Annotated in this window: 13 protein-coding genes and 1 pseudogene; 8 read left to right on the forward strand and 6 right to left on the reverse strand. The window is 41.0% G+C overall.

Annotation, left to right across the window (positions count from 1 at the left end):
* Positions 1 to 3: 3 nt before the first annotated feature.
* The 8 genes and pseudogenes from HUG15_RS09290 to HUG15_RS09330 all read left to right on the forward strand — a co-directional run bounded on the left by HUG15_RS09290 (position 4) and on the right by HUG15_RS09330 (position 10,421).
* On the forward strand, positions 4 to 654 hold the full coding sequence (locus tag HUG15_RS09290; protein WP_200128371.1) for a class II aldolase/adducin family protein: 651 nt from the start codon (positions 4 to 6) through the stop codon (positions 652 to 654).
* 605 nt (positions 655 to 1,259) lie between these two features.
* Positions 1,260 to 2,033 (forward strand): IclR family transcriptional regulator, encoded by a 774-nt coding sequence (locus HUG15_RS09295; RefSeq protein WP_200128372.1) that lies wholly within the window; start codon positions 1,260 to 1,262, stop codon positions 2,031 to 2,033.
* Between the two features lie 9 nt (positions 2,034 to 2,042).
* On the forward strand, positions 2,043 to 3,227 hold the full coding sequence (locus HUG15_RS09300; RefSeq protein WP_343073163.1) for an LL-diaminopimelate aminotransferase: 1,185 nt from the start codon (positions 2,043 to 2,045) through the stop codon (positions 3,225 to 3,227).
* Positions 3,228 to 3,257: 30 nt separating this feature from the next.
* Entirely contained in the window at positions 3,258 to 4,901 is a 1,644-nt protein-coding gene (locus HUG15_RS09305) for a thiamine pyrophosphate-dependent enzyme (protein ID WP_200128911.1), read from the forward strand.
* A gap of 34 nt (positions 4,902 to 4,935) precedes the next feature.
* The gene (locus HUG15_RS09310; protein WP_200128374.1) at positions 4,936 to 7,062 is read left to right on the forward strand and encodes a hydantoinase/oxoprolinase family protein; all 2,127 of its coding nucleotides are present in this window, start codon (positions 4,936 to 4,938) and stop codon (positions 7,060 to 7,062) included.
* Positions 7,063 to 7,081: 19 nt separating this feature from the next.
* Positions 7,082 to 8,674: pseudogene (locus HUG15_RS09320) on the forward strand (hydantoinase B/oxoprolinase family protein).
* Positions 8,675 to 8,773: 99 nt separating this feature from the next.
* Entirely contained in the window at positions 8,774 to 8,932 is a 159-nt protein-coding gene (locus HUG15_RS09325; RefSeq protein WP_200128376.1) for a hypothetical protein, read from the forward strand.
* Between the two features lie 16 nt (positions 8,933 to 8,948).
* Positions 8,949 to 10,421 (forward strand): sodium:solute symporter family protein, encoded by a 1,473-nt coding sequence (locus HUG15_RS09330; protein WP_200128377.1) that lies wholly within the window; start codon positions 8,949 to 8,951, stop codon positions 10,419 to 10,421.
* Positions 10,422 to 10,685: 264 nt separating this feature from the next.
* Here the strand turns inward: HUG15_RS09330 and HUG15_RS09335 are convergent, their stop codons facing one another.
* The 6 genes from HUG15_RS09335 to HUG15_RS09350 form a co-directional block, all read right to left on the reverse strand.
* Positions 10,686 to 11,000 (reverse strand): aminotransferase-like domain-containing protein, encoded by a 315-nt coding sequence (locus HUG15_RS09335; RefSeq protein WP_200128378.1) that lies wholly within the window; start codon positions 10,998 to 11,000, stop codon positions 10,686 to 10,688.
* 208 nt (positions 11,001 to 11,208) lie between these two features.
* Positions 11,209 to 11,541: an ATP-binding cassette domain-containing protein gene (locus HUG15_RS22960; RefSeq protein ID WP_246516565.1), complete on the reverse strand. Its 333-nt coding sequence runs from the start codon at positions 11,539 to 11,541 to the stop codon at positions 11,209 to 11,211.
* A 62-nt stretch (positions 11,542 to 11,603) separates the two neighbouring features.
* A complete protein-coding gene (locus tag HUG15_RS22965; protein WP_246516566.1) occupies positions 11,604 to 12,158 on the reverse strand; it encodes an ABC transporter ATP-binding protein in 555 nt (184 codons plus the stop codon).
* A 24-nt stretch (positions 12,159 to 12,182) separates the two neighbouring features.
* The gene (locus HUG15_RS22970) at positions 12,183 to 12,491 is read right to left on the reverse strand and encodes an ABC transporter permease subunit (protein WP_246516629.1); all 309 of its coding nucleotides are present in this window, start codon (positions 12,489 to 12,491) and stop codon (positions 12,183 to 12,185) included.
* Entirely contained in the window at positions 12,431 to 12,961 is a 531-nt protein-coding gene (locus tag HUG15_RS22975) for a hypothetical protein (protein WP_246516718.1), read from the reverse strand. Before HUG15_RS22975 ends, HUG15_RS22970 begins: the two co-directional genes overlap by 61 nt.
* Positions 12,962 to 13,413: 452 nt before the next feature.
* Complete coding sequence (locus HUG15_RS09350) at positions 13,414 to 14,835, reverse strand: cytosine permease (RefSeq protein ID WP_200128379.1); 1,422 nt, start codon at positions 14,833 to 14,835, stop codon at positions 13,414 to 13,416.
* Between the last annotated feature and the right edge of the window lie 174 nt (positions 14,836 to 15,009).

Here is a 15,009-nt window from a genome sequence, read left to right on the forward strand (position 1 = left end):
AAAATGAATCGATTAGAAATTATTAAAGAGCTACAAAAAACAAGTACATTTATGTACGAAAAAGGATTAGCTTGGGGTACGGCTGGGAACATTAGTGCACGTATTGAAAAAGATCTGTTTTATGTATCAGCTAGTGGCACGCACGTAGGAAAAATGGAAATTGATGATTTTGCACTATGTGGAAACAACGGTGCACAAGAAGGGAGAAAACCTTCGAAAGAGTATATAATGCACCAGGGAATCTATGAAGAAAGACCGGAGATTGATGCTATACTCCATGCATCTCCTTTTTATAGTACTCTTATAGCCAACTCTAATGAGCGACTCCCTTCAAACTATTTTGTAGAATCGATGTATTATCTAGAAAGAATAGAGAGGATTCCTTATAAACATCCTGGCAGTCAATCCCTTGCTTCTGCTGTTAAAAGCAGAGCAAAAGAAACAAATGTAATGCTACTTGAAAATCATGGAGTGATTGTATACGACACAAGTATAAAAGAAGCGCAAATGGCTTTACAAACTTTGGAATATACAGCTAAAATGCATGTTCAGGCTTTGCAGGCAGGTATTCATCTGCAGGGTTTAAAAGATAAAGTAACTGAAGATTTTTTGAAGAATGCGGGGTATAAGCCAGTAAGGGAATGGCCAAAGTAACATCTTGAGGCAAAATAAACTCCAAGTCCCTTTCAATAGGGGCTTGGAGTTTTCAGTCAGATACGTTAATAAAAACAGGCTTTCCACTACCTGTCGCTATTGTGCTCGTCCCATGCCCTTACTCCGGAAAACAACACCGGTACAAAGCCTCCACCGCTTTATTACTCTCTCCTGGTTTCAATTTTGAAAAACCGATGATCAGTGTCGGGGGTGCGCTTCCCGATCGTTCATGCAGAAAGCGTTGAATGGAATGTAATGAAAGTTTCATCTCTTCCGCTGCTCCATAATTGTCTCGATCACCTTGACACGTACCTCTTTATAATATTTATTCATGCGTTTAATGTGCTTATTATAGTCAAACTGTCCAGAAAACGCCAATGTGACTACGAAAGTCGTTTGCATAAAATGCAATCCTTTTTCTTTAAATAGATTGATTAATCCCAATGCTATTCCCTTGAAATATAACAGAATCGAAACATAAAATAAAAAGTTAATTAAATAAACAAACAATTTAAAAGATTGGGTTGACACGACCAATATAGTGTATTATAGTAAGGTGCAAATAATGTGAAATGGCATTTCAAATAATGAAATAAGGTGTAGCGATGAACCAAAGTGTTATAAAAGCGTTAGGATTACTTGATTTTTTCACAGATCAAGATCGGGAATTAAGTTTAAGTGAAATCACTAAGCGAGCAGATATGTCAAAGCCAACAGTGTATCGGTTGCTAGCATCCTTAGAAGAGTGCGGGTTTCTAAGAAAGGTGAAAAATTCCGATCAAGATATCCGGTACAGTCTCGGATTGAAATTGCTCGAACTCGGTCATATGGTATCTGAGCAATTGGAGCTAAGAAATGTGGCATTACCTCATATGAAGGATTTGTGCCAAATCATTAATGAAATCGTTCACCTTGTGATCGTGGATGGGGAACAAGCAACGTACATTGAAAAGGTGGAGAGCAGTCAGGCATTGCGCCTATATACAAGAGTAGGGAAAAGCTTGCCGCTTTATATCGGATCCGGGCCCAAGTTATTGTTTGCCTTCATGCCCCAAAAACAACAAGAAAAAATACTCGAGAAATTGGACATGGAGCCTTTGACTCCGAATTCTTATACAAGTAAAGAAGCACTACGCAAAAATTTAAAGGCGATTTATGAACAAGGGTATTCCATCAGTCAAGGTGAACAAGATTTAGATACAACCGGCATTTCTTTCCCAATAAGAGATTACTCAGGTGAGGTGATCGCAGTTATAACGGTGAGTGGGCCTACCACTCGTTTTCAAAAGGATAGAAAACCTTTTATCGAAGAGGAAACAAAAAAGGCGGCAGATGAAATCTCTAAGGATCTGGGTTTTAAAATAGGAAAGGATGAATGACAGTTGTCTATGACATCTAACAGGGTAGCAAATATCCCTCAATATGTTTTTGCGAAAATCAATCAAAAAAAAGAGGCATTAAAACGATCCGGCATAGATATCATCGATTTAGGCATGGGAGATCCCGACCTTCCAACACCAAAACCGATCACGAATAAGCTTATTAATGAACTTAATCATCCGGATAATTTCAAATATTCCACTTTTAGTGGCTGTACTGAATTTAAAGAAGCAGTAGCTTCTTTTTATAAAACACAATATAACGTGGATCTTCATCCGGAAACCGAGGTGCTCGCCCTCATTGGATCGAAGGAAGGGATTGCCCATCTTCCTTTTGCGGTCATTGATAAGAACGATTATGTTTTGACGCCTGATCCATGTTATGGCATTTATCGAATGGCCACGTATCTCGCTGGTGGTCAAAATTACGATATGCCGCTGACCAAAGACTGCCATTTTAAACCCGATCTTTCCGTGATTCCAGAAGAAATAAAGCAGAAAGCAAAGCTCATGTATCTTAACTATCCAGGGAATCCGACGGCGGCCACGGTGAATGTATCTTTTTTTAATAAAGTGATTGATTTTGCTCAAGCAAACAATATTTTGATTGCTCATGATTTTGCTTATAATATGATTACATTTGACGAATCGGCGCCAAGTCTTCTGCAAGCTGACAATGCGAAAAACATGGCTGTAGAATTCGGCTCTTTGTCTAAAAGTTACAATATGACGGGGTGGCGTATAGGTTACGTGGTGGGTAATCCAGAAATCATCCGATCGTTGTCTGTCGTGAAAAGTAACATGGATACAAGTCAGTTCCTCCCGATTCAAAAAGCAGCAGCCTATGCTTTGACCCATGATCAAAAGGCTGTCTATGACAATGTCGAGATCTATCGAAAACGTAGTCGGGCGATGGTTGAGGGATTGAATGCTATTGGCATGAAGGCAGACCCACCAAAAGGGAGTTTTTATATCTGGGCGCCTGTTCCAGATGGGTACACGTCGGAGGAATTTGCTGAAGGTATGCTTGAACATGCTGGTGTTGTCGTCACACCGGGATCAGCTTTCGGTGCTAGCGGTGAAGGTTATTTCCGTATATCTTTGACTGTTCCAACGGAGCGACTCCAATTGGCTGTAGAGCGTATGAACGATCATTTTAAAATGAAAACAGTCACAGCATCTAATCCAGAATAAAACGTAGGGGAGGGAATTGCAGTGTCGAAAATATCGGTTGCACAAGCTATTATAAAAATTCTTTTGAATGAAGAGGTTGAAAAAGCTTTTTGTGTACCGGGAGAAAGCTACTTAAGCATATTGGACGCATTAAATGATCAAGAACATATTCAATTGATTAGTGGTCGTCATGAAGGAGGCGTTTCTTTTATGACCGAAGCTTATGCCAAGGCAAGCGGTAAAGTCGGCGTATGCTTTGCCACAAGAGGGCCGGGTGCGACAAATCTTTCAATAGGGTTACATACAGCTATGCAAGATTCCACACCTGTGGTTGCTTTTGTAGGGCAGGTAAGAAGAAACTTTCGGGGAAAAGAAGGGTTTCAGGAAATTGACCACGCAAGCTATTTTAGCGACCTCATAAAGTGGGCGGTTGAATTAACTGATGCCTCACGCACAGACGAAATTGTCACTCGAGCCTTTCATATAGCGCAAACGGGTAGACCGGGGCCGGTCTTAATCTCTCTTCCCGAGGATGTTCTGGATGAAATAGTCGATATTCAAATCCAAAAACCTAAAGTTTTCTCTAGGCCAAGACCTGGCAGCGAGGCCATTCTAGAGACAAAGAAATGGTTGGAATCTGCGGAACGCCCTATTATTTTGGCAGGCGGGGGCATAAGTGCTACCAAGTCTTCGTCAACGTTAGTACGGGTGGCAGAAGAGCTTCAAATACCGGTGGTTTCAACGTTTAGAAGGTTTGATGTATTTCCTAATCACCATTCTCATTATATAGGTTCATTAGGCTTAGGAACCCCGCCATACATCATTGAAGCGATTCAAGCATCTGATGTGGTATTAGCTTTAGGCACTCGATTCTCGGAGGTTACCACTCAAGATTATACACTGCTTCACTCCGGGCAGACGCTTATTCATGTTGATATTTCGGTCAATGAGATTAACAAAAGTTATCAACCTAGTTTAGGAGTGGTGACTGATGTTCATCATTTTATGACGGACTTGATAAAAGAAAATGTATATCTTCAACATATAGACAAGAAAAAATCACGTTTAGCATGGTTGAAAAGCAAATATGAAAACGCTTCATCAATCCCCAAAGATAACTCTTCAGATTTCGTGGATCTTGGACCTATGATTGGTGATCTCATGTCGACCTTGGATGACGATGCGATTATCACGAGTGATGCCGGAAATTTTTTTGGATGGTTGGCTCGATACTATTCATTTATGCAAGAAGGGACCTATATAGGGCCAACGTCAGGAGCCATGGGTTACGGGCTGCCTGCAGCGATTGGAGCGAAAATGGCCTATCCAAATACTCAGGTGATCGCTTATTGTGGAGATGGTGGTTTTATGATGACCATTCAAGAACTTGAAACAGCCATTCGTTATAATATCCCGATTATTTCCATTGTGGCAAACAACAATATGTATGGCACTATCCGAATGCACCAAGAAAAGTCTTTTCCTCATAGGGTCATCGGAACGGATTTGAGTAACCCTAGCTTTGCCCAATATATCAGTCTTATGGGTGGGCACGGGGAAATAGTAGAAAAGAATAAGGAGTTTCTCCCTGCATTACAAAGAGCCATCTATTCAAGCAAGCCTGCCGTTATTGAAGTAGCCATTGATCCACAACAAATATCCGTTGAAAAAACGATTGATGATGTAAGAGCATAATCTTTCAATTTTAAAGAGAAGTGGAGTGAAGAATATGTCAACCATTCGTGTCGGGGTTGATATTGGAGGGACATTTACAGATATTGTCATTCTAGATGAAATGGGACACAGATATTTTGGAAAAACGTTAACGACATATCCAGATCCATCGGCCGGTTTTATGAAAGTCTTGGATGAAAACCTAAAAAAGTATGGTTTCTCATATAGTGATATCACAACGATCATACATGGGACAACGTTGGTTGTTAATGCTTTAATTGAACGAAAAGGGGTAAAAACAGCACTGCTGACAACAGAGGGTTTTCGAGATCAGATCGAAATTGGGAATGAAAACCGTTATGATTTATATGATCTTTTTATAGAAAAACCAACGCCTCTAGTGCCGAGAAGCTTACGATTTCCTGTGAAGGAAAGGATCCTGGCTGATGGAACGCTATTAACATCTTTAGACGAAGCAGAAGTGAAGGACGTTTTAAAAAAAGCTGATGCTCAAGGTGTTGAAGCTATCGCCGTATGTTTGCTCCATGGGTACAAAAACGACGTTCACGAAAAAAGAATTTATGAAATTGCCCAGAAAGTGGTTCCTCACCTTCGGGTTTCTTTATCTTCGGAAGTATCGCCTGAAATTCGAGAGTATCAACGTGCTTCCACAACGATTGCCAATGTTTATGTTCAACCGCTTGTAGAACAATATCTCACCAAACTGGAAAAAGATCTTATCAAGCGAGGGTTTAATGGCCAATTTCATTTGATGCTTTCGGGCGGAGGTACATGTACGATTGATACGGCTTGTCGCTTTCCTATACGTATTTTAGAGTCGGGGCCAGTGGGCGGCTCCATAGCCGGTGCGTTTTACAGCAAATTATGTGATTTGAACAATTTACATGTGTTTGATATGGGAGGGACAACAGCCAAAGCAAGTTTAGTGGATAATGGGGAGCCATTAATCACTAACGAGTTCGAAGTTGGAAGGGAACATCGCTTTATGAAAGGAAGTGGTATTCCTGTCAAAGTACCCGTGGTTGAAATGATTGAAATCGGAGCGGGGGGCGGAAGTATTGCTCATATTGATCGGATGGACCTTTTAAAAGTAGGGCCAGAAAGTGCAAGTTCTGAGCCGGGTCCGGCGTGTTACGGGAAAGGTGGCACACAACCGACCATTACCGATGCTGATTTAATCCTAGGGTACTTGAACCCAGACTATTTTTTAGGTGGAGACATGCATTTGGATGTCGATGCTGCATACAAAGCCATCGAAGAAAATGTAGCAAAACCGCTTGGCCTTGATACGGTAGAAGCAGCTTGGGGCATACACCGGGTGGTTAATGAAAATATGGCGAGTGCAGCACGGATTCACGCTGTTGAAAAGGGTAAAGACATACGACATTATCCATTATTTGCGACAGGAGGAGCAGGCCCAGTCCATGTTTGTAACGTAGCGCGTATTCTTGATGTATCTGAGATCATTTCCCCTGTTGGCGCAGGCGTTTGCTCTGCCTTTGGCTTTTTGTCATCACCGCTTTCTTTTGATTTTGTACGTAGCTATTACGGTCGACTTGATCAATTGGATCTCCGAGAAGTGACCCAACTTCTTAGGGATATGGAAAACGAGGGCGAAGCCATTATTAAGCAATCAGGCGTTAAAGATGCCGATATGCAAATCATTCGCACGTGTGAAATGAGATATGCTGGTCAAAATCATGATATTAGCGTCCCCATTCCAAATGGAGACTTGGATGGTTCCTTACTACAAATGATAAAAGAAAATTTTAAACAGCAATATGAAACGTTGTATTCAGAAGCAAGTGAGGGCGTGCCGATTGAAACGGTGAATTGGCGCGTGGTGGTCCAGGGACCACATCCGAGACTCTCCATCGAACCTAGTGATGAGAAAAACGAAATGAGCCCTCCAGTGAAAAATACACGTGAAGTTTATTTTAACGAATATGCCAACTATACAATGACACCTGTGTATGATCGATCGATATTAACCCAGGGTGTTGTGATACCTGGACCAGCCATTATCGAAGAGGAAGAATCAACGATGGTCGTGACACCACGCTTTAACATAACTGTTGATCGTTACTTCAACTTAATCTTAAAAGCAAAGGTTGATGACATTTATGATGACAAAGGCAAGAAACAGCAACAATATGTTTGATCCCGTTCAGGTCGAGGTCATGTGGAATCGTCTGATTACGAACTTAGAGGAACAAGCGAAAACACTGATAAGAACATCATTTTCCAATATCCTTTCAGATGCCGGTGATTTATCTGCAGGGTTATTTGATAGCCATGGAAATATGATCGCTCAAGCTAATACTGGAACACCTGGACATATTAACACAATGGCTTTAGGCGTAAGGCATTTTCTAGATAAATTTCCGAGTGAACGCTTAAATCCGGGTGATGTTCTCATAGGTAATAATCCATATGAGATTTCAGGTCACCTCCTTGATGTTACTATTGTTACCCCTGTGTTTAATGATGATAATCTTATCGGTTATTTTGCATCAACATGTCATGTTACAGATATAGGTGGTTGAGGATACAATCCCGAAGGGGAAAGTATCTATGAGGAAGGGATCCATATCCCTTATATGAAATATTATTGTGGTGGACAGCTGAATGAAAGTTTGCAAAGCATCATTGCGGCTAATGTTCGGGCACCTTACGAGGTGTTGGGTGATTTGCGTGCACAAGTTGTTGCTCAAGAAGTGGCAATTAAGCGCTTACTTGAAATGATGGAAGAGTTCGGTTTAACAGAGATCGATACGTTGGGCCGTGAGATCATTCAGCGATCAGAAAAAGCCATGCGTAAAGCTATCAAAGGTATTCCTGACGGGGTTTATGAAAACGAGATATTTACGGACGGAGTGGCTGAACCTATAAAAATAAAATGTTCTGTTTCTATTCAAGGTGATGAATTCGCGGTAGACTTTACAGGTTCATCCTCGGCAAGTTCAAAAGGGGTCAATGTAAGCCTGTATTATACATTGGCTTACGTAACCTACGCGGTAAAAGCTGCGATTGCATCGGATATTCCCAATAATGAAGGAAGTTTTCGTCCCGTTCGAATCGACGCTCCTGATGGTTGTGTTCTCAACGCCTCACATCCCATGCCAACAGCGGCACGACATATTATTGGGCATTTTGCTCCTGTGTGTGTCCTAGGTGCCTTATATCATGCCATTCCTGATGCAACGATTGCTGAGGGAGCAACTTCCATTTGGAGTATGCAAGTCTATGGAGAAGATTTACAAGGTGAACCTTTCTCCTATGTCACATTTAGCACTGGGGGAATGGGGGCTTGCCCTACAAAAGATGGGCTTTCTGCAACAGGCTTTCCGTCCGGTGTTCGCGGAACGCCTGTTGAAATCATTGAAAGTAACTCACCGCTAGTGATTTACCAAAAGGAACTTCGACCAGATTCCGGAGGAAGTGGAAAATATCGCGGGGGACTTGGTCAAATTATTCGTTTTGGTGTTCGTACCCATAAACCATGGCATTTCCCAACCATGTTTGACTGTATGCACTATCCCCCTCGGGGACTAGCTGGTGGTAGCCCTGGAGCAAAGGCAGAAGTGTTGGTAAATGATCAAACCTCTTTAGAATCCAAACGTCTTTATACATTTAATCCAGAAGATATTGTTACTTTAAAACTTCCAGGTGGAGGTGGTTATGGAAAGCCTAAAGAACGCGATCCGGAGATGGTTAATGTTGATGTTATAAATGGTTATATGTCCAGGGAGACAGCGAAAGCAGATTATTAGGTGTCTTCATGTGAGTTAGCGAATAAATGAAACATGTTTGTATTGGGAACAAGTCTAGATTTCCGGACTTGGAGTTATTATAGAAATGAGGGTTAATACATGGAATATAAAGCTCAGCTTACCATGAAAGAGGTGAAATCAATGAGCTGGATTTCGGATGCATACCTTGTTATTCTTTTCGGACTTGCCCCTATTGTGGCATCAATTGTGTTAGGAACTTATTGGTTAAAAAATGAGCGTTTTCCCTGGGAAAAGTAAAAAAGGGGGTTAAACTATGGACACTTTATGGATTTATAGTGGGGTAGGCTTTGTGTTCCTCATTATGATGATTGTTGGAATTATTTCTTATCGACAACAAAAGGGTCTTACATCTTTTTATGTTGCTGGGCGAGAATCCCGGTGGTATTTAATTACAGCGTCATTATTTGCTTCCGGGATTAGTGGTGCCACGTTTCTAGGTATCATGGCATGGTTTTATGAGTTTGGAACAGGTACGATGTGGATCCCCGTTGGGATTGCTTGGAGCTATTTTGTGCTTTGTTTTCTTATCGGTCCGAAATTGCGACGATTCGGACAATTGACGGTTTCAGATTATTTAGCTGAGCGATTTGATAGTCCCTTATTGCGTCCGGTATTTTCTGTGATTGTTTCTGTGTGGATGGTTATTCTTCTAGGCTCCCTTTATGTGCAAGGAGGTTTGCTATTTACAGAGTTGTTCGGGTTAAGTTATGTGGCGAGCACAATTGTTACGGTTTTGATTGTTGTCATATTTACTGTTTTCGGTGGAATGATCATCATCTTGAACACGGATTTTGCAGGCATGTTCATCTTAATTGCCGCACTGGTTATAACAATGCCTTTCCTTATTAATGCGGCGGACGGTTGGGGAAATGTAACGACAGAAATTCTCAGTGAATCACCTGATTACTTCACTTCTACAGGTGAATTATCGATATTGATGGCCTTCTCATGGTTTTTCATTTGGTTGTTTGGGTATTTAGGAAACCCTGGATATCTTACCCGTTTTTATGCGGCTGTTAACACGCGTGAAATCATTAAAGCGGGGATCGGTATTGCACTGCTTTATTTACCTGTTATGTTATTATTTTTCATTTCAGCCATCTATGGACGGTATCTCTTTTCGGATATTTATGACCCTGAAATGCTCTGGATTACTTACACCTTTGAATATGCACCTCCAATCGTCATTGGGATGGCAATGGCAGGAATGTTTATGGCTGTTATGACTTCAGCTACGTCATGGTTGTTAGCAGGCGCTTCAAGTCTTGGGCGTGATATCTATCAGAAAATCATTAACCGTGATGTATCAGAAAAAAGAATGCTCAAGATAACTAAATTAATCGTTCTATTATTAGCAGCTTTGTCTGTTCCTATTGGCATTGCACGTCCCGCTTATATCTTGGAACTAATGAACCTCGCCTATCTCATTGCAGGAAGTGGTGGAGGCCTTATTATTTTAATGAGCATGTTTTATCGGGGGATGACGAGACAAGGTGCATGGGCGGGAATTATTTCAGCTACAGTTATGGCAATTACCGGAACCATACTCCAGTATGCAGGGATTCTCACTGAAGAGATAGATCCAATGATTCCTACCGTGTTAGCAACATTTGTTATTGTAATCATTGTAAGTAAATTAGGAGAGCCAAACGAAAAAATGGTGGCTGTGTACGATAAAATGTTAAGAAAACCCGATCCTGACCAAGATAATAAGCAAGTTTCGTGAATAAACAAACATGACGTCTGCGTATAAGCTGTAGTAATAGATAGATTTGGATAGCTAAGTTCAGCCCGAATGATTACAACACCAGACAACAATCTTGCGCAGGAAGTACAGAAAGTGTCCGATCTAGGAGGTATTATCGGACACTTTTGCACGGAAAGATGGTGAAAGGGTTGGGTTCTTAACCGTGTGTATCTGGATATTTGACTACTATTTTTTCTCTAATTGTTGGCACTGCATTCATGGAAATAATAACTATACTATACATTATGATACGGGAAAACAACACCGACACAACGCCTCCACCGCTTCATCAATCTCCTCCGGTTTTAATTTTGCAAAGCCGATGATCAGTGTCGCCGGTATGCTTCCTGATGCCTTTTGCATAAAACGTTGAATCGAATATAGTTCAAGGTCCATCTTTTCCGCTCGCTCCATAATCGCTTCGATTGGTTCCTCTGTATCCAAATGCAACAAAAAGTGCAAGCCGGCTTTTTCTCCCTCCACCTGAACGCGTGATCCGAAATGTTGCTGTATCGCAGCGATCAGTTTTTCTCTCAGCTCTTTATAGTATTTGCTCATGCGTTTAATATGCTTATCATAGTCGCCACTTTTCAGAAAACGAGCCAGGGTCAATTGCGTGAGAACGGACTCGTTTGCATAAAATGTAGCCCTTTTTTACGTATCAAGACTTCTAGGAAGCGAATATCACGCTGAAATGACGTGTAGTTGCTTTGGAATAGTTAGGCGTATGGTTTGCCCTTTTGTATACAAATCTTTTCCGAACACATTATAGTCGTCCACAAGCAGAACGGTGTCGCCCACCTTTTACGGCGTAGCGTATATGGTAGACCCTGTTTCTAACCACGCCTTCAATGGAGCCATTCGGATGAATATCGATCATTTCGGGACGAATTAAGACTAAGCCCTGTTCGGCCATCATATTTTCAACGGCAAATTGGACGTCTTTCGCGACAAAATAGGAATCATTGTTTTCTTGTTTCACTTGGCCGGCTAATAAATTTGCATCGCCGACAAAATTCGCGACGAATTCATTGACCGGACGTTGATAGATGGCTTCCGGCTTGTCCAATTGTTGCAAATTGCCTTCATTTAACACCATCACCCGATCCGAGATACTTAAGGCTTCTTCTTGATCATGGGTGATAAAGATAATGGTTAAATCTAATTCCTCTTTAAGACGGCAAGACGGTGAATTTCATCCCGCATGATCATACGTAAATTGGCATCCAAATTCGATAAAGGTTCATCCAACAACAATACCTTTGGTTTTAAAACGAGGCAACGCGCGATCGCGACACGTTGCTGCTGCCCCCCTTTTCGCTCATCATACCCTTCCAACTGCACTTGAGCCAAAGCATCCTTGACTTTATGTTTCTTTGACTCCTTTGTTTCTTTTCGCACATCCAAACCGTAAGCCACATTTTCAAAAATCGTCATATGAGGAAATAAGGCATAATTTTGGAATACCATGCCGGTCGCTCGTTTTTCCGGGGGAAAATCGTTAATGCGTGCACCGTCCAAATAAATATCCCCAGACGTAGGCTGATAAAAGCCGGCGATCGTGCGCAACAACGTTGTTTTCCCACAACCGCTTGGCCCGATAAAGGTCACCAATTCCCCTTTTTTCACATCAATCGAAATGTCCTGGACAGCACGAACGTCGCCGAACGCTTTGTTAACATGGTTTAAACGGATTACAGATGTTTGTTGTGTCATAGTTAATTATTCCTCTCTTTTCTATTAAATTCCTGAACTGCTCCGTCGTTCCAACCATTTCAGAATCGCCATACATACAAGCACGATGGCAATCATAATAACGGACATAGCCGAAGCCCGGCCAAGCGCCGCTTGATTCGCCAAATTTAAAATGTAGGCAGAAGCCAAGTTGGTTCCCGGCGAAATGAGAAAAATGACAGAACTAACCGATACCATTGCCGTCATAAACGTGTACACAAAACCGGACATAAAAGCGGGGCTCAATAATGGCATCACAATTTTACGAATTGTCCGTATCGGTTTGGCACCCAAATCTGCTGAGGCTTCCTCCATCGATGTATCGATTTGTTGCAGTTTACTGATCCCGGATTCCAACCCAACCCAACCCCAATTTTACGAAATGCCATATTTAACACAAGCAACAGAACCGTGCCTGTTAAGAAAAATGGCGGGCCATTAAAGATCAACACATACCCAATCCCCATGACAGTCCCGGGGACGGCCAAACCGAATAAAGCCACAAATTCCAGAAATTTCTTGGCAGGGATGTTTTTTCGAACGGTTAAATAACCCTGTAAAAGCCCTAATCCTGCAGCTAACAAGGCCGCGAACAACGAAACGATCACACTTGTATAGATAAAGTTCCATCCGCTCGGATCAGAAAAGTGATCGAACGTCAATGTATTATTGACTCCAATAATTTGAACAAAAGCGCCCAATACAACCATGATAAACATGATGACAATAAAAAGTGTCATCAGGGTATTGACGCCAAAGGTGATCCCTTGCAACCCTTTATTCAATGATGCATTAGCCGTACCCGACGATCCGCCAATCGATGTCGCATCGGTATCTTTTATAACATAGGTATGGAAACAGACGGTTTTTTAAATAAATCATGGGGCTGATTTATGATATAAATACAAAACCTGAATCTAATAATACTCCGATAAACATACGTAAAACAGTACTAGCTAATGCAACACCTCCCGTATAGTATGCCCATGTCATATATAGATCGAAAAAATGTTCACCATCCTTTCCAAGTCAATGTCTTTAAAAGGGATATGAAATTGGCTATTAAGAAAGCAGTGAAACCCTTTCAAAAATGATACAGCAATGCGGTCCAATACCAAACGGTCGAATAATGCCTGAAACCCCGAAAATCGGGGAGGGATTGTTGATCAAATCATCTTCGTTTACTCTACGTTACCATGAAGAAATAGCGAAAACGGTTTTAGTTATTCATTAGAACCTAATTATATGGTTCTTCCTCGTCTTTATTTAAATATAATTTAAATGGTTTTATCAAACTAAACAGGAAATAAACACCTCCACTTATTATCATTGAAAAGCCGGTTGCTGTTGTATAAAGAAAAAGATCACTATTAATAGTCGCAGTAATCGGGTTGTAAACATAAAGATAACCTAGGATACCTATCGTAAGTGAAAGGATAGCGAATATATTGAATCCACCGGTATATCTATAAGCTTTATCTCCCTTTGATTGAAAAAGAGAATTAAGAGACACTTTTCTTTTTCTTATTATATAAAAGTCAACCAGCACAAGGGCGATTATCGGTCCACAAATAGCTCCAAATAACGATAACAGCACATCGTAGTAATCCAATATACCTCCCCAGAATATTAAAATGACACAAAATATACTCCAAAAAACCAAAACCTTATTGTAACTCCATGTTGGATTAACTATTTTTGTGCTTACTGAAAAACTATATATCGTAACAGCATGAGTAGTGATGTTTGCCAAGACAATAAGTATTAATGAAAGAGACCCTAATACCGGTCCACCTAACTCAACCAACCATTCCGTTGGATCAATGCTAGTCCTACCTGTCATAGACAACATTCCCAATGCTGTCAAACTCCCAATACAGACAAAAATAGCCATAAGAACTGAAAAACCACCAAGATGTCCCCAGTAGCTTGCTCGCTCACTCGTCACAAGTCGTGCATAAACACCAAGTGCAACAAACCACGCAAAGACAAAGGCAATATTCCATTCCATCACCATCATATAGTTTGCAAGATCACTGCCGTATGCATTTGATTCTAATGGTTCTATAGATGCTAGCTCCGAAAGAGAAAATTGACTAAAGACGGTATAAATAATAATAACGCCCACAAGTAAAAAGAGAGGGACCATTAATCGAGAGATTTTTTTCACTATTATAGGTCCCTTAAAGGCGATCCAACTGCCAATTATAATACAGGTCGATCCGATCCAGGGATGCCAAGTGTTGTTCAAAACAAAGCCGGCAGATTCAGAAAGATATAACAGGGAATTTCCATATACCGTAGCATTAGTAACTAACATACCCATGCTGATGCCAATGGCTAGCACAGATAGAAACACGACACCAACATAACCAAACAGAGCTCTTTGATACACCCAAATATCAATTCCATACCTTGTTGTAATTATGACAGCGAGAAATAAAATTATGCCAGCTAATGTCATTCCAAATAAAGTAGAGGTTAGGGCTTCCTTCATTCCAAGTAGAGAAACATTATTTCCTCCTTGAACATACGTCCATGTAGCTATGGACCATGTACCTGTTACAAATAAAATATCCTTAAAACCATAGACCCTCTCTTTATGAAGGACCGGAATTGTGCCAAAAAACACTTCATCATTGACGTTATTTTTACTCATAGTTCCTCCTAATATTGCATAGAACGTTTATTTATTGAAATAGCACCTTGTCCAGCAAATATGATGTAAGATAAGTGTGATAAAAAGTGAAATGAGGATGTAGTGATTGATTGGCCAAGTTTAGCAGCCATACAAAGCGTTTAACCATCGATCCTGCACTGCTTAAGCATGATC

Origin of the sequence: Salicibibacter cibarius, assembly GCF_016495725.1 — a bacterium.
GTDB lineage: Bacteria > Bacillota > Bacilli > Bacillales > Marinococcaceae > Salicibibacter > Salicibibacter cibarius.